The 15097-nt window shown below is 70.0% G+C and carries 14 protein-coding genes; 7 read left to right on the top strand and 7 right to left on the bottom strand.

Translation table 11 applies throughout. The features are described 5' to 3' along the window. Window positions 1–21: 21 nt before the first annotated feature. Complete coding sequence (locus JYK17_RS08730; protein ID WP_222810135.1) at window positions 22–1215, bottom strand: RtcB family protein; 1194 nt, start codon at window positions 1213–1215, stop codon at window positions 22–24. 206 nt (window positions 1216–1421) lie between these two features. Here JYK17_RS08730 and JYK17_RS08725 point away from each other — a divergent pair, with 206 nt between their 5' ends. From JYK17_RS08725 to JYK17_RS08715, 3 genes are all read left to right on the top strand, one after another. Then, a complete protein-coding gene (locus JYK17_RS08725; RefSeq protein ID WP_108014423.1) occupies window positions 1422–2249 on the top strand; it encodes a hypothetical protein in 828 nt (275 codons plus the stop codon). 120 nt (window positions 2250–2369) lie between these two features. After that, window positions 2370–3326, top strand: coding sequence for a DUF3558 domain-containing protein (locus JYK17_RS08720; RefSeq protein WP_222810134.1), 957 nt, complete (start codon window positions 2370–2372; stop codon window positions 3324–3326). A 156-nt stretch (window positions 3327–3482) separates the two neighbouring features. Further along, window positions 3483–4739, top strand: coding sequence for a DUF2637 domain-containing protein (locus JYK17_RS08715; protein WP_181362581.1), 1257 nt, complete (start codon window positions 3483–3485; stop codon window positions 4737–4739). 9 nt (window positions 4740–4748) lie between these two features. On the opposite strand, the gene lysS is transcribed toward JYK17_RS08715, so the two are convergent. Next, entirely contained in the window at window positions 4749–6491 is a 1743-nt protein-coding gene (gene lysS / locus JYK17_RS08710) for a lysine--tRNA ligase (protein ID WP_222810133.1), read from the bottom strand. A 151-nt stretch (window positions 6492–6642) separates the two neighbouring features. Between lysS and argS the strand changes: the two genes are divergently transcribed. After that, the gene (gene argS, locus JYK17_RS08705; RefSeq protein ID WP_108014419.1) at window positions 6643–8409 is read left to right on the top strand and encodes an arginine--tRNA ligase; all 1767 of its coding nucleotides are present in this window, start codon (window positions 6643–6645) and stop codon (window positions 8407–8409) included. On the opposite strand, the gene JYK17_RS08700 is transcribed toward argS, so the two are convergent. Then, window positions 8410–9255 (bottom strand): class I SAM-dependent methyltransferase, encoded by an 846-nt coding sequence (locus tag JYK17_RS08700; protein WP_261995542.1) that lies wholly within the window; start codon window positions 9253–9255, stop codon window positions 8410–8412. A gap of 85 nt (window positions 9256–9340) precedes the next feature. Here JYK17_RS08700 and JYK17_RS08695 point away from each other — a divergent pair, with 85 nt between their 5' ends. Both JYK17_RS08695 and JYK17_RS08690 read left to right on the top strand, forming a co-directional pair. Next, a complete protein-coding gene (locus JYK17_RS08695; RefSeq protein ID WP_108014417.1) occupies window positions 9341–9931 on the top strand; it encodes a TetR/AcrR family transcriptional regulator in 591 nt (196 codons plus the stop codon). A gap of 60 nt (window positions 9932–9991) precedes the next feature. Further along, window positions 9992–10762: a DUF4253 domain-containing protein gene (locus tag JYK17_RS08690; protein ID WP_108014416.1), complete on the top strand. Its 771-nt coding sequence runs from the start codon at window positions 9992–9994 to the stop codon at window positions 10760–10762. Between the two features lie 85 nt (window positions 10763–10847). Here the strand turns inward: JYK17_RS08690 and JYK17_RS08685 are convergent, their stop codons facing one another. Further along, window positions 10848–11750 (bottom strand): SAM-dependent methyltransferase, encoded by a 903-nt coding sequence (locus tag JYK17_RS08685; protein ID WP_108014415.1) that lies wholly within the window; start codon window positions 11748–11750, stop codon window positions 10848–10850. Window positions 11751–12017: 267 nt separating this feature from the next. Between JYK17_RS08685 and JYK17_RS08680 the strand changes: the two genes are divergently transcribed. Then, the gene (locus JYK17_RS08680; protein WP_108014414.1) at window positions 12018–12200 is read left to right on the top strand and encodes a hypothetical protein; all 183 of its coding nucleotides are present in this window, start codon (window positions 12018–12020) and stop codon (window positions 12198–12200) included. Window positions 12201–12215: 15 nt separating this feature from the next. On the opposite strand, the gene hemB is transcribed toward JYK17_RS08680, so the two are convergent. The 3 genes from hemB to JYK17_RS08665 form a co-directional block, all read right to left on the bottom strand. Beyond that, complete coding sequence (hemB, locus tag JYK17_RS08675) at window positions 12216–13211, bottom strand: porphobilinogen synthase (protein ID WP_108014413.1); 996 nt, start codon at window positions 13209–13211, stop codon at window positions 12216–12218. 4 nt (window positions 13212–13215) lie between these two features. After that, on the bottom strand, window positions 13216–14217 hold the full coding sequence (locus JYK17_RS08670; protein ID WP_261995541.1) for a helix-turn-helix domain-containing protein: 1002 nt from the start codon (window positions 14215–14217) through the stop codon (window positions 13216–13218). Between the two features lie 330 nt (window positions 14218–14547). Next, window positions 14548–15048 carry an NUDIX domain-containing protein gene (locus JYK17_RS08665; protein ID WP_128802629.1) on the bottom strand — a complete coding sequence of 167 codons (501 nt, stop codon included), beginning with the start codon at window positions 15046–15048 and terminating at the stop codon, window positions 14548–14550. Between the last annotated feature and the right edge of the window lie 49 nt (window positions 15049–15097).

Genomic DNA, 15097 nt, shown 5'->3' with positions numbered 1-15097 from the left:
ACGAGCCGGGGGTCCCGCTGTTCAGCCCTTCACACACACGACCTGCTTCAGCTTCGCCACGACCTCCACGAGGTCCCGCTGCTGATCCATCACCCGCTCGATCGGCTTGTACGCGCCCGGGATCTCGTCCACGACGCCGGAGTCCTTGCGGCACTCCACGCCTCGTGTCTGGTCCTCGAGATCCTTGGTCGAGAAGCGCCGCTTCGCCGCGTTGCGGCTCATGCGCCGACCCGCCCCGTGGGACGCCGAGTTGAAGGCCAGTTCGTTGCCGAGGCCCTTGACGATGTACGTGGCCGTGCCCATCGAGCCCGGGATGATTCCCAGGTCACCTGCACCCGCCCTGATTGCGCCCTTGCGGGTCACCAGCAGGTCCATCCCTTCGTAGCGCTCCTCCGCAACGTAGTTGTGATGGCAGCTGACCTCCGTCTCGAAAGTCGGCTTCGCCTTCTTGAACTCCCTGCGGATCACGTCCTTGAGAAGCGCCATCATGATCGAGCGGTTGTACTTCGCGTACTCCTGCGCCCAGTAGAGGTCGTTCCGGTAGGCCGCCATCTGGGGGGTGTCCGCGACGAAGACGGCGAGGTCGCGGTCGACCAGGCCCTGGTTGTGCGGGAGCTTCTGGGCCACACCGATGTGATGTTCGGCCAGTTCCTTGCCGATGTTCCGGGAACCGGAGTGCAGTGTCAGCCACACGGAATTGTCCGAATCGAGCGAAACTTCCAGATGGTGATTTCCGGACCCCAGCGTCCCCATCTGCTTGGCCGCCCGCTCCCCCCGGAACCGCACCGCCTCCGCGACCCCGTCGAACCGCCCCCAGAAGCCGTCCCACCCGGCCGTCGCCAGCCCATGGAAGCGGCCCGGGTCGACCGGGTCGTCGTGCATCCCCCGCCCCACCGGGATCGCCTGCTCGATCTTCGAGCGCAGGCGCGACAGGTCTCCCGGCAGGTCGTTGACCGTCAGGGAGGTCTTGACCGCGGACATGCCGCAGCCGATGTCGACGCCCACCGCCGCGGGGCAGACGGCGCCCTGCATCGCGATGACCGAGCCGACCGTCGCGCCCTTGCCGTAGTGGACGTCCGGCATGACCGCGAGGCCCTTGATCCAGGGGAGGGTCGCGACGTTGCGCAGCTGCTGCAGGGCCGCGTCCTCGACCGTCGCCGGGTCGGTCCACATGCGGATCGGGACCTTCGCGCCCGGCATTTCGACGTACGACATGTCTTCCTCATTCCCCCGGAACAGCAACAGAAGTGATGAAACGCAAAACCGGCGCCAAGGTCAGTGAAATGGGACAACGGACCGGCGTCCACGGCAGTGCGTGCGATAGACATTGTCTCCAGGGGACGCCCCCGTGCAGCAAGCGAATAACCAGCGGGGACACTGGAGCACCGGCCGTCGGCCACCGTCGAGAGAGGAGCCTGACCGTGCAGCGGAAGGCATATGTACCCGGCGTGGCCGCGCTCCTCGTGGCGCTGCTGGCCGGCTGCACGGCAGGCTCGGGCAGCGGGGGTTCGACGGACGACTCGAACCCCGGCGAGGCCGGTACCGCGTCCGCGGCGGCGCAGCCCGGCAAGTACCGCACGCTCCCGGAGCCGTGCAGTGCGGTCGGCCACGACACCCTGGACTCGATGCTGCCGGGCATCAAGCAGATCACCGACGCGGAGCAGCGGGACAAGGCGTACCAGGGCGAGGCCACGCTGACGTACGACACGGACCGCAAGGTCGGCTGCCGCTGGAAGGTGCAGTCGCCGGACGCGACCGACCATCTCCTCGTGGACTTCGAACGTGTCGTGTCCTACGACAACTCCGTGAGCGACGACGCCCAGGCGCAGGAGCTGTTCGCGCAGAAGGAGACGGCGGCTGACCTTCCGGAGCCGGCGGCCTCCGGCAGCAGCGCGCCGGGTGACGCCACGAGTTCCGCCTCTCCGGGTGCGGATGCCGGCGGGAGCGCCGATCCCAGCGGTTCGCCGTCCTCCTCGGCGTCCGCGTCCTCCTCCGTCCCGCCGGCCGATCTGCAGCCCCGCGTGCTGAGCGGTCTGGGCGACGAGGCCTTCCTCGACGACGCCGTCAGCGGCTCCGCCTCGACGGCTCAGCAGCGCACGGTGACTGTGGCGTTCCGCACGTCCAACGTGATGGTGACCATCCAGTACGAGGAGCAGCCGGCCGTGGTCGGCGCCGTGCCGGACAGCAAGGAAATGCAGGACAAGGCCCGGAAATTGGCCGCGCAACTGGCTGACACCCTGGGCGGCTAGGGGCCGTTCGCGCGTGCTCGGCGCGCGACCGCAATGCCTGTGAAGCAGAAGCACACAGTTTCCTCACCGCGTACCGTGGCCCCTCGGACCCGACCCGTCGACCGCAGGAACCACAGCGTCATGAGTGAAGGAACCATGCAGCGACCAGCAGAGCGAGACCGGCACAACCAGCGGGACAGGTGGCACAGGAGCCCGGCGCGCCTTGCCGTCTGCGCCCTCGCGCTCCCCGTGCTGGTGCTCACCGCCGGCTGCTCCTCGGACTCCGGCTCCGGTGACGGAGGCGGGAGCGGCAAGGGAGCGGGCGGTGACACGTCGTCCGCGTCCGGCGCGAGCGCCTCGCCGACGGTGCAGGCGGCGGCATACCGCAAGCTGCCCGGCTCGTGTGCGGTGCTGTCGAAGAAGACCCTGACCTCGCTGGTGCCGAAGGGCGCCAAATCCGGCAAGGAGGGTCAGTCGGACGACACCGCGACGCGGGCGAGCTGTTCGTGGAGCAGCCTGGACAACAACGGTGTGAAGGGCTCGCAGTTCCGCTGGCTCAATGTCTCGCTGCTGCGTTTCGATTCGGACGCGCAGCGCGGCGAGGGCGACAAGCTGGCGCACACGTACTACGAGAAGCAGGTCAAGGACGCCCAGGGCGTCGAGGGCGCGAAGAACACCACAACGCAGCCGGTCGCCGGGACGGGCGACGAGGCGTCGCTGGTGCGCTACGACCTGAAGAAGAAGGAAGGCGCCTTCAGGCAGCAGACGATCGTGACGCGCGTCGAGAACGTCGTCATCACGCTCGACTACAACGGCGCGGGCCTGGCGGGCGAGAAGACCCCGTCGGCCGAGGATCTGACGAAGTCGGCGGAGAAGGCGGCCAAGGAGGCGGTGGCATCGGTGGCGTCGGCGAACGGTGACGGCTCGGCCACCGGCGCCGGTTCGGGCACGGGCAGCGGCTCGGATTCGGGTGCGGGCAAGCCCTCGCCGTCCACGTCGGCCTCGAAGTCGGCGTCGGCGAAGCCGTCCGCGTCGGCCTCGAAGGCCCAGAAGTCCTCTTCGCCCTCCGCGTCCGCTTCGGCTTCCAAGAAGAGCTGACCGTCACATCTGGACGCCAACTCGCAGCTCAGCAACGCCTTTTGACGGAGCCCGGCCCCCTGTGGGGACCGGGCTCCGCCTGGCCCGGCACATCGTTCGCCGGACACTTGTGCCACTCTGTTGCGCGCAACAGCACGCAATGGGAGGGGAGTACGGGTGGCCGCGCCACTGCAGCTGACTCGGATGCACCGCGTTCTCATCGCCGTGGTCGTGTCCGGCGCCGTGATCATCGCCGGCATCGGCTTCGCGGGTTCGTACGCGGCCGTGCGCGAGTTGGCCTTCAAGAAGGGTTTCGGGAACTTCGCCTACGTCTTCCCGATCGGCATCGACGCGGGCATCTGTGTCCTGCTGGCCCTTGATCTCCTGCTCACCTGGATCCGCATACCGTTCCCGCTGCTGCGGCAGACGGCCTGGCTGCTGACGGCGGCGACGATCGCCTTCAACGGCGCGGCCGCCTGGCCGGATCCGCTGGGCGTGGGCATGCACGCGGTGATCCCGGTGCTCTTCGTGGTCTCCGTGGAGGCGGCCCGGCACGCGATCGGCCGGATCGCGGACATCACGGCCGACAAGCACATGGAGGGGGTCCGCCTCACCCGCTGGCTGCTGTCGCCGGTGCCGACGTTCCTGCTGTGGCGTCGTATGAAGCTGTGGGAGCTGCGTTCCTACGAGCAGGTGATCAAGCTGGAGCAGGAGCGGCTGGTCTACCAGGCCCGGCTGCGCTCCCGCTTCGGCCGTGCCTGGCGGCGCAAGGCCCCAGTGGAGTCCCTGATGCCGCTGCGGCTGGCCCGTTACGGCGTCCCGCTGGCGGAGACGGCGCCGTCGGGCCTGGCGGCGGCCGGGATAGAGCCGGCGGTGCTGCCTCCGGCGCCCGCACCGTCGCCGACGCCCGTGCAGGAGATCGCCCCGCCGGTCCCGCGGCAGTCCGGGCCCCTCGACCAGGCGCCCATGCAGCCGGACGGCAGCCCCTGGCTGCATGCCCGGCACCCGCAGGAGACGCCGTACTACGGGGACTACGACCCGGCCTACGAGCCCGAGCAGTATCCCGAGCCGGAGCAGTACCCCGGGTCGGAGCAGTACCCGGGGCCCGAGCAGTACTTCGACCCCGGGGAGTATCCGGAAGAGCCCGTGTACGACGAGCCCTCCCCGGAGGAGACGGGCAGCTTTCAGATCCCGGTGAGTCCGGGCCGCACCCGCGAGCTGGGTGAGGGCGGCGGCAACCCGGAGCCGGACGAGGAGTCGTACTACCAGGTCTTCAAGCAGTCGATAAACGGCAGCTACCCGACTCCGCGGGAGTTCAGCGACAACGCGGAGGCCACCTTCGGCGTTCCCCTCATGGACGCCGAGGCCAAGCGCATGGTGATGCGCTTCCAGAACCGCCACACGGCGGAACTGGAAGACGACCACATCGCCTGAGGCCGGGCCTCACTCCCCGAGCAGGGCCCGCACCCGCTCCTGCCCGACCGCCAGCAGCAGCGTGGGCAGGCGCGGTCCGGTGTCGCGGCCGACGAGCAGGTGGTAGAGCAGCGCGAAGAACGACCGCTGGGCGGTCTTGATCTCGGGCGGCAGCTCCTTGGGCGTGGCGTCCGCGGGGAAGCCGGCCTGCACCTTGGGGACGCCGTAGACGAGGTGGGTGAGCCCGTCCAGCGACCAGTTGTCGGCGAGTCCGTCCAGGAGCAGCCGCAGGGACTGCCGGCCGTCCTCGTCGAGGGACTTCAGCAGTTCGGCGTCGGGTTCGTCGCGCACGATGGTCCGCTGGTCTGCGGGGACCTGCGTGTTGATCCAGGCCTCGGCCTTGTCGTACCTGGGCCGCGCCTCGTCCAGTGAGCCGAGCGGGTTGGCGGGGTCCAGCTCGCTCAGGATGCGCAGCGCCTGGTCCTCGTGCCCGGCGGTGATGTCCGCGACCGAGGCCAGCGTGCGGTACGGCAGCGGGCGCGGGGTCTTCGGCAGTTCGCCGGCGGCGGTGCCGACCGCGCGCGTGTGCGCGGCGACGTCACCCGGCAGGGCGCTGCCGTCCGCGACCTTGGCGTCGAGCTTGTCCCACTCGTCGTAGAGCCGCTGGATCTCCTGGTCGAAGGCGATCTTGAAGGACTGGTTGGGGCGGCGGCGGGCGTAGAGCCAGCGCAGGAGCTGCGGCTCCATGATCTTCAGGGCGTCGGCGGGAGTGGGCACGCCGCCGCGCGAGGACGACATCTTCGCCATGCCGGAGATGCCGACGAAGGCGTACATCGGCCCGATCGGCTGCTTGCCGCCGAAGATCCCGACGATCTGGCCGCCCACCTGGAAGGAGGATCCCGGGGAGGAGTGGTCGACGCCGCTGGGCTCGAAGACGACGCCCTCGTACGCCCAGCGCATCGGCCAGTCGACCTTCCAGACCAGCTTGCCGCGGTTGAACTCGCTGAGCCGGACGGTCTCGGAGAAGCCGCACGCGGTGCAGGCGTACGTCAGCTCGGTGGTGTCGTCGTCGTAGGCGGTGACGGTGGTCAGGTCCTTCTCGCAGTTGCCGCAGTACGGCTTGTACGGGAAGTACCCGGCGGAGCCGGACGAGCCGTCGTCCTCGCTCGCCGCGCCGGAGCCCTCGGCGGCCTCCAGCTCGGCCTCGTCCAGGGGCTTTTGCTGCTGCTTCTTGGCGGGGGCCTTCTTGGTGCGGTACTGGTCGAGGATCGCGTCGATCTCGGCCCGGTGCGCGATCGCGTGCAGGATCTGCTCGCGGTAGACGCCGGTGGTGTACTGCGCGGTCTGGCTGATCCCGTCGAACTCCACGCCGAGCGCGGCCAGCGACTCGGTCATCGCGGCCTTGAAGTGCTCGGCCCAGTTCGGGTGCGCGGAGCCCTTGGGCGCGGGGACGGAGGTCAGCGGCTTGCCGATGTGCTCGGCCCAGGTCTCGTCGACCCCGGCGACGCCGGCCGGCACCTTGCGGTAGCGGTCGTAGTCGTCCCAGGAGATGAGGTGGCGCACCTGGTGGCCGCGGCGGCGGATCTCGTCGGCGACGAGGTGCGGGGTCATGACCTCGCGCAGGTTGCCGAGGTGGATCGGACCGGAGGGCGAGAGACCGGACGCGACGACGACGGGTTTGCCGGGGGCCCGACGCTCCGACTCCTCGATGACCTCATCCGCGAAACGGGAGACCCAGTCGGTGGTCTCGGTGCTCTGAGCCACGATCGGCACGTCCTTCTTTCTGGCCTGGGGCAGCCGGTACGGTCGCACGGCTGACCGCCCCATTCTCCCAGACCCGATCGCGGCGAAGAAAACCGCTTTACCCACCATGGGATACTGGATGGGTCTATCGATCCCCACGAGGAGAACGGCACCCCTTCCTATGGCCTCGGTCACGTCCCTCAGCGACTCCGTCCAGCAGCAGCTCGCGTCCGCCCTCTCGGCCACCCTGCCGGAGGCCGCCGGTGCGGACCCGCTGCTGCGACGCAGCGACCGGGCCGACTTCCAGGCGAACGGCATCCTCGCGCTCGCCAAGAAGGCCAAGGCCAACCCGCGGGAGCTGGCGGCGCAGGTCGTCGGCAACATCGCCACCGGTGACGTGATCAAGGACATCGAGGTCTCCGGACCGGGCTTCCTGAACGTCACGCTCGCGGACCGGGCGATCATCGACAACCTCGCCGCGCGGTACGCGGACGGCGAGCGGCTCGGTGTGCCCCTGAAGCAGAACGCGGGCATCACGGTCGTCGACTACGCCCAGCCGAACGTGGCGAAGGAGATGCACGTCGGCCATCTGCGCTCCGCCGTCATCGGCGACGCCCTGCGCGGCATGCTCGACTTCACCGGCGAGAAGACGATCGGCCGGCATCACATCGGCGACTGGGGCACGCAGTTCGGCATGCTCATCCAGTACCTGTTCGAGAACCCCGGCGAGCTGGCCCCGGCGGCCGACGTCGACGGCGAGCAGGCGATGAGCAATCTGAACCGTGTCTACAAGGCCTCGCGCGCGGTCTTCGACGCGGACGAGGAGTTCAAGGAGCGGGCCCGCAAGCGGGTCGTCGCCCTGCAGTCCGGCGACAAGGAGACGCTCGAGCTGTGGCAGCAGTTCGTGGACGAGTCGAAGGTCTACTTCAACTCGGTCTTCGAGAAGCTCGACATGCGCATCCGCGACGAGGAGATCGTCGGCGAGTCCGCGTACAACGACATGATGGCGGAGACCGCGCGGCTGCTCGAGGAGTCGGGTGTCGCCGTGCGCTCCGAGGGCGCGCTGGTCGTCTTCTTCGACGAGATCCGCGGCAAGGACGACCAGCCGGTGCCGCTGATCGTGCAGAAGGCGGACGGCGGCTTCGGCTACGCGGCCTCCGACCTGTCGGCGATCCGCAACCGCGTCTTCGAACTGCACGCGACGACGCTGCTCTACGTCGTGGACGTGCGCCAGTCGCTGCACTTCAAGATGGTCTTCGAGACGGCCCGGCGGGCCGGCTGGCTGGGCGACGACGTCACCGCGCACAACATGGGCTACGGCACGGTCCTCGGCGCGGACGGCAAGCCGTTCAAGACCCGTGAGGGCGAGACGGTCCGGCTGGAGGACCTGCTGGACGAGGCGGTCGAGCGGGCCACGGCGGTCGTGCGGGAGAAGGCCGAGAAGGTGGGCCTGAGCGAGGCGGAGATCGTCGAGAACGGCCGCTACGTCGGCATCGGCGCCGTGAAGTACGCGGACCTGTCGACGTCCCCGAACCGCGACTACAAGTTCGACCTGGACCAGATGGTGTCGCTGAACGGCGACACGAGCGTGTACCTGCAGTATGCGTACGCCCGTATCCGGTCCATCTTCGGCAAGGCCGGCGACCGCGCCCCGCTGGCCCACCCGGAGCTCGAACTGGCCCCGGCGGAGCGGGCGTTGGCCCTGCACCTGGACGCGTTCGGGGAGACGGTCTTCGAGGCGTCCGCGGAGTACGCACCGCACAAGGTGGCCGCGTACCTCTACCAACTGGCGTCGCTGTACACGACGTTCTACGACCAGTGCCCGGTGGTGAAGCCGGCGCCCGCCCAGGAGGTCGCGGAGAACCGCCTCTTCCTGTGCGACGTGACGGCCCGCACGCTGCACAAGGGCATGGCGCTGCTGGGGATCCGGACGCCGGAGCGGCTCTGATCAGGTACGCCGGGCGGTGACCGCCAGCGTCGCGTAGGGCATGGTGACCGTGCCGCCCCGCGCGTCGATGGCCGCGCCGACGGCGGTCAGGATCTCGGCGAGCTTGTCGGGCGGGAGCCTGGTGAAGGCGCCCTGGGTGGGGACGACGTCCAGCCAGGCGTCCCGGGTGTAGGTGAACTCCCAGTCGTAGCGCCACTGTTCGGGCTCGTCGAAGCCGCCGGCCTCCCGGATGCCGTCGGCCGCCTTGACGAGGAAGGTCTGGTAGCCGTCCACCATGGACCTGGTCAGGGCGGCGCGGAAGTCGAACGGCGCGTCGGGCATGACGCGTTCGCAGCTGTCGGCGACCGCTTCGGCCAGGTCGGCGGGGATGTCCGCCACGTTCCAGAAGAGGGCCAGCAGGCCGCCGGGGCGCAGGAGCTTCGCCGCCTTGGCCACACCGGCGGCGTGGTCGACCCAGTGCCAGGCCGTCCCGGCGACGACGGCGTCGAACCGGCGCCCCCGCGGCTCCCACTCCTCGAACGTCGCCACCTCCGCGTCCGTCCCGAGCCGCCGCGCCAGCGCGGCCATCCGCGGGTCGGGGTCGACCCCGAGCACCGTGCACCCCGCCTCCTGGAACTGCCGGGCGGAGATCCCGGTGCCGCAGCCGACGTCGAGAACGTCCGGGCCGGGGAGGGCGTCCACGATGCGCCGCACCAGGGCTTCCGGGTAGCGGGGCCGGGCGCGGTCGTAGCGCTCGGGATCGGTGCCGAAGGACTCGGCGATGTCTCGGCGCTCGTGCGGGCGATTCGGGGTGGAGGCCGGGGTGGGACCTGTTGTGGACGCTGGGGTGGACGAAGGAGTGGGCATGTGCCCACTATGGGTGGGCAGGCGCCCACTCGTCAACGGGCGGGCGCCCGCTCCCACCCTTCCGACCCAGGAGACAATGGCCCACATGCCGACAGGAGTGGCCATCCGCGACCCCCGCCAACAGCTCTTCGACGCCGCCGAGCGCATCCTGCTCCGAGCCGGCCCGAACGCGCTGACCAGCAGGGCGGTCACGACGGAGGCGGGTGTGGCCAAGGGCGTCCTGCACCGGCACTTCACGGACTTCGACGCGTTCCTGGTGGAGCTGGTGCAAGGTCGCATCCGCGGGCTCGACCGGCTGGGCGCGGCCCTGAACGAGTCCGCGGGCACGGGCACGGTCACCGACCACCTCACCACCGCGCTCCTGGAACTCTTCGACCCGGTGGCGACCGCGGTCGTCGGCCTCGTCATCGCCCGCGACGAACTCCGCACCCGCCTGCGCGCTGCCGGCTCCCGGGGCATCCCCCTGATGACGGAGGCGGCGGCCGTCCTCGCGGCCTACCTCACCGCCGAACGCGACCGCGGCCGTATCGCACCCGACGCGGACGTGGACGTCCTCGCCCCGACCCTCCTGGGCGCCGCCCACCTGCTGTTCGCGGACCGGGAGTCGGGGGCACCGGACCGGGAGACGGTACGCAGGACGGTGGGGGCGGTGGTGGCGGAGATTACGGTGCCTTGAGCAGGCCATGTCGTGGACCACGAAGGCCCGTTGTCAGTGGCCGCCTCTAGAGTCACGGGCATGGCGACACTTCCGAACCCGCTGCCGAGGCTCGCGTCCCTCGGTCTGCGGCTTCCGCCCGGTGGGCTGGTCGACGCGACGGACGACGGGCCGTGGCACGAGCCGCTGCTGTGGCTGACGGACGGGCGGGCCGCGCCCGGCGACTGGGCGGCGGTCCGCGCGACGGCACCGGCCGTGGGGCTGCTCCCGGTCGTGCTGGACGTCGGCGCCGGTCATGAAGGCCCGCAGCACTGGGACTTGATGCCCGCCGAGGTGTCGTATCCGGGGGATCACGACGCCGAGGAAGTCCTGGAGGAGCTCTGGGACGAGTGCGCGGAGGCGGACGCGGACTGGCCCGGCCTGGCCGACGCCAGGCACGCCGGCGCGGACCCCGACTCTGTCGCCGACGGCATCGTGGACTCCCTCCTCGACGCCGGCAGCCCGCTCAAGGACGCCCGCCTCGCCCTCGTCCCGGCCCGCCGCAGCGCCGACATCCCGACCGCCATCGGCTGGACGGGCCCGGCGAACCACGAGGGCGACACCGCGCGCATGTCCGCGGTGCTCCGCTCCTGGGAGGACCGGTTCGGCATACGGGTGGTGGCGCTCGGCTTCGACACCCTGCTGGTGTCGGTCGCCGCGCCGCCCACCACCCTGGCCGAGGCGGAGGCGCTCGCCGCCGAGCACTTCGCGTTCTGCCCGGACAACATCTGGCAGGGCGACGACCCGACCCGCACGGCCTACGCCGAGCGCCACCTCCTCAACCGGCCTGCCTGGCACTTCTGGTGGGACTGACGGGACTGACGGCCCGCGTCCACGTCCACGTTTACGTTTACGTTTACGTCCACATCAACGAACGCCGGGGCAGCGGGAGGTAGGGTCAGGCCTTTTCGCCGACCCCCGCGTACACGTTGATGTCGGCGTCCGTGACGTCGTTGATGTCGGCGTACCGCACCTTCTCGATGTCGTCGAGCGTCGCCAGATAGGACTCCTCGGGCTGCTCCGGGACGGGGGCGGCGTTGTCGGCGCGCCAGTGGTGGACGGGGACCACTCCCGGCTCCGCCACCCGCAGCGAGTTCTCCGTGAAGAAGCGCTCGACCTCCGCCTCGGACCGCAGCACGAACGTGAAGCCCCGCTCGGTGTACGTCCGCTGAACGGCGCGGATGTTCTCGGGGTTGAGGTCCTCGGTGAGATGGCTGAGCACCAGTCGGCTGCCGGACGGCAGCGCACGGACGAGCTCGCGCACGATCGGGTACGCCTCCTCGTCCTCCACGAAGTGCAGGATCGCGACGAGGCAGAGCGCGATCGGCTGGTCGAAGTCCAGTGTCTTGGCGGCCTGTTCGAGGATCTGCGCGGGGTTCTTGAAGTCGGCGTCGACATAGTCCGTACGGCCCTCGGGGCCGCTGGTCAGCAGGGCCCGCGCGTGGGCCAGCACCACGGGGTCGTTGTCGACGTAGACGACGCGCGCGTCCGGGATGATCCGCTGGGCTATCTGATGCACGTTCTCCGCGGTGGGCAGGCCGGTGCCGATGTCGAGGAACTGGCGGATGCCGTCCTGCCCGGCCAGTGAGTTCACCGCGCGGCGCAGGAAGTCGCGGTTGTGCCGCACATCGAGGTAGCCGCGCGGGTTGGCGGCGAGCGCGGCGGCGGCCGCGGCGCGGTCGACGGGGTAGTTGTCCTTGCCGCCCAGGAAGACGTCGTAGACGCGGGCCGGGTGCGCGTGGCTGGTGTCGATCCTCCTTCTCAGCTCGGCGGGGTCCTGGCTGAGGGCGTCACCGGACATGGACGTCTCCTGAAGAGTCGAGGCGGTTGTTCAATGAACGACGAGAAGTCGCCAACAACCTAACTCCCGGCGGAACTTGATGGTGCCCGTACCGTGATCCCGCCGCGAGCCGTCCCGGAACGCCGTCCCGGGACATGACATCCCCGCAGGTCGGACGGTATCCGGAAGGTCCGGCGTCCCGAATCGCCCGCGGACAGTGGCGCGCCGGGCGGATCACCGAGCAGGCTGGTGCCCCGACCCCGCGTTCACCATCGAGAGGGCCGACCCATGTCCGCACCCCCCACCCGCACCCGAGCCCGTCTGCTCCTCGCCGCGACGGCCGCACTCGCCGCGCTCGTGCTGACGGCGTGCCGGAACGGCGAGGGCCTGCGCGACGAGGGACCGTCGTCCCTGAACACGCCGACGGCGCCTGCGGCCCCGGCGGGGGCACCGTCGCCGCAGGCGCCGTAGATCAGCAGAAGTGCCTCAGACCAGCAGCCTCTGCGCGGCCTCGACGGCCCAGTAGGTGAGGATGTTCTGCGCCCCGGCCCGCTTGATGCCGGTCAGCGTCTCAAGAATCGCCCTGTCCCTGTCGATCCAGCCCTTCTCGGCGGCGGCCTCGATCATCGAGTACTCGCCGGAGATCTGGTACGCGGCGACCGGCACGTCCACGGCGTCGGCGACCCGGGCCAGGATGTCGAGGTAGGGTCCGGCCGGCTTGACCATCACCATGTCGGCGCCCTCCTCCAGGTCGAGCGCCAACTCCCGCAGCGACTCACGTGCGTTGGCCGGGTCCTGCTGGTACGTCTTCCGGTCGCCCTGCAGCGACGAGGCGACGGCCTCGCGGAAGGGGCCGTAGAAGGCGGAGGCGTACTTGGCGGTGTAGGCGAGGATCGCCACGTCCTCGCGCCCGATCTGGTCGAGCGCGTCGCGCACGACGCCGATCTGGCCGTCCATCATCCCGCTGGGACCCACGACATGGGCGCCCGCGTCGGCCTGCACCTGGGCCATCTCGGCGTACCGCTCAAGGGTGGCGTCGTTGTCGACGCGCCCCTCGGCGTCGAGCACACCGCAGTGGCCGTGGTCGGTGGTCTCGTCGAGACACAGGTCGGACATGACGAGCAGATCGTCGCCGACCTCGGCGCGCACATCACGGAGGGCGACCTGCAGGATGCCCTCCGGGTCGGTGCCCGGCGTCCCGACGGCGTCCTTCTTCTCGTCCTCCGGAACGCCGAACAGCATGATCCCGGAAATCCCGGCCGCCACCGCCTCCGCGGCAGCCTTCTTCAGACTGTCCCGCGTGTGCTGCACGACGCCGGGCATCGCGGCAATGGGCACGGGCTCGGCCGCCCCTTCACGCACGAACGCCGGAAGAATGAAGTCCGCCGGATGCAGCCGCGTCTCGGCCACCATCCGCCGCATCACAGGGCTGGTCCGCAACCGCCGCGGCCGCGCACCGGGAAAGGATCCGTACTTCGACATACCTCTACGCTACGCCCGCCTCGGGGGCACCTTTGCCGACGATATGTCGGTCTCCCAGGGACCGGCGGTCACGGCAGTCACGGCACTGCCCGGGAGCCGGTGCCCGGAAGGCCCGCTCGCAGCCGTCGCACGTCTGGAAGGGGTGGGGACGGAACCTCGTGTACGTACCTGTCGGTGCGGCCGGTGGTGGAGCGGGCGTCGGCAAGGGTACGGGGAGCAGTTCGCGAAGGCGGTAGGCGAGCACGCCGGCCGGGTGTCGCATGTCGCCGGGGAGATCGGCGGTCAGGGCGTGGTGAACGACGGCAGCCGTGGCACCCCCGTCGAACCAGGCTCTGACAGCGGGCGCGAGCCGATGCACGTCCCGGCTGGAGAGGGTGAGACGGTCGTCGGCGCGACGCAGGCCGGCGAGCAGGGCGACGGCCTTTTCGTGGCTCGGCCCGTGCAGGGCTTTCACGGGCCGCGGATCGGGCGCTTCGAGGGGCCGGACGGGCGCGGGAGCAGCGGTGGCTTCGACACCGCTGTCCACCTGCGGGCGCGCGCCTCGGTCGTCCTCCGGGGATGCCTGCCGGTCACCCGCGGACGGACGAACCACACTGCTCCGGCTACGGGGACGGGCCATGGCAATCGGAGTGACAGCGGGCGCTGCGGGCGCGTGATGGGCGTACGTACGCGTGACCAGCCGCCCCGTGTCCGTACGCTCCCGCACTCGCTCCAGATAGCCGTGCGCCTCCAACTCCCGCAGAGCGAAGGCGATCCGGTCCCGGCCCTCGGGGAACCGTTCGGCGAGGCTGCGGATGTCGACGGGCGTCCCCTCCGGCAGCGAGAAGATGTGCGTGGCCAGCCCGATCGCGGTCAGCGAGAGCTCACGGTGCTGCGCGAGGTGATTGCCGACGACCGTGTAGTGGCCCGATTGGGACGTCCGTACGTGGATGACACCGGAGGGGGTGGTGGTCTGGCGAAGGCCCTGATTCGGGCGCGTGGCGGCGTTAGGCTTCTTCTCAGCCATAGGGAAGGTCTCGACTTCCTCGTTGGTCAGGCCCTCGCACTGGGATTGCCGTCCCGGCGGGGGCCGAAGTATGTGTGGGGGCTGTGCAGTTGTGGACTTTGCCTTCGGATGTTGCCTACGGCGAGACTGCCCGCCCAATCCCCCGCTGCGCCACCCAGACCAGCCAGTTTCACCCGCCCGTGTGACATGCGCGAGGTTTGGTTGGGTTGGTGGGTTATTTCCCCAGGTTGCTTTGGTCTTTTACCGCCCGCCGCCCCGGCCGCCGCTGCACCGGATCCCGCATTGCCAGGCCCCTGCAGGACCCGTCACACGGCAGGCGCAACGGAACACCTAACTCCAGCCATCGACCGACACCTGCGGCCCGCCATCGAGATACCGGCGGAGAGCGCTGGCCGTGGTGTCCACGAACTCCTCGGGGATTGTGTCGGCATCGACCCAGCAAACCTGAGAGTGCTTGCGTGGTTCCCGGTTTTCGGGTTCACCGCTCCATTCGTGAGCGGTGAAGACGACGGTGAGGAAGCCGTTGGGCGCCTCGACGCCCCAGGCGCCATGAATGATGTGGGCGACCTTGAGCGCCTCGGGCTTCACAACCAGGCCGGTCTCCTCGTACAGCTCCCGCACTGCCGTCTCCGTGATGGGTTCACCGGGCTCGCTCTTCCCGACAGGGAGGTCCCACATCCCCTGGGCGAACTTGGCGTTCTGGCCGCGTTGAAGCAGGACGACGCGGTTGGTGGCCATGTCGTGGACGATGACGGCGGCGACCAACAGGGTCATGGATTCGAGCGCGGGCGGGAGGGCTTCGGGGTGGTCGTCGGTGGTCCGCTGAGCCACGGCTGGTGTCCCTTCGTCGGCCGGCTTACAACTCCGCGAAGCAACCTAG

Source organism: Streptomyces plumbidurans, from assembly GCF_019857225.1.
Classification (GTDB): Bacteria; Actinomycetota; Actinomycetes; order Streptomycetales; family Streptomycetaceae; genus Streptomyces; species Streptomyces plumbidurans.
The sequence above is the reverse complement of the archived record's forward strand: the minus strand, read 5'-3'. Positions and strand labels throughout refer to the sequence as shown.

Excerpts from the sequence above, each read along its gene's own strand:
- JYK17_RS08730 (WP_222810135.1), bottom strand. The coding sequence starts at position 1,215 with ATGTCGTACGTCGAAATGCCGGGCGCGAAGGTCCCGATCCGCATGTGG.
- JYK17_RS08720 (WP_222810134.1), top strand. The coding sequence starts at position 2,370 with ATGAGTGAAGGAACCATGCAGCGACCAGCAGAGCGAGACCGGCACAAC.
- argS (WP_108014419.1), top strand. The coding sequence starts at position 6,643 with ATGGCCTCGGTCACGTCCCTCAGCGACTCCGTCCAGCAGCAGCTCGCG.
- JYK17_RS08700 (WP_261995542.1), bottom strand. The coding sequence starts at position 9,255 with ATGCCCACTCCTTCGTCCACCCCAGCGTCCACAACAGGTCCCACCCCG.
- JYK17_RS08695 (WP_108014417.1), top strand. The coding sequence starts at position 9,341 with ATGCCGACAGGAGTGGCCATCCGCGACCCCCGCCAACAGCTCTTCGAC.
- JYK17_RS08690 (WP_108014416.1), top strand. The coding sequence starts at position 9,992 with ATGGCGACACTTCCGAACCCGCTGCCGAGGCTCGCGTCCCTCGGTCTG.
- JYK17_RS08685 (WP_108014415.1), bottom strand. The coding sequence starts at position 11,750 with ATGTCCGGTGACGCCCTCAGCCAGGACCCCGCCGAGCTGAGAAGGAGG.
- JYK17_RS08680 (WP_108014414.1), top strand. The coding sequence starts at position 12,018 with ATGTCCGCACCCCCCACCCGCACCCGAGCCCGTCTGCTCCTCGCCGCG.
- hemB (WP_108014413.1), bottom strand. The coding sequence starts at position 13,211 with ATGTCGAAGTACGGATCCTTTCCCGGTGCGCGGCCGCGGCGGTTGCGG.
- JYK17_RS08670 (WP_261995541.1), bottom strand. The coding sequence starts at position 14,217 with ATGGCTGAGAAGAAGCCTAACGCCGCCACGCGCCCGAATCAGGGCCTT.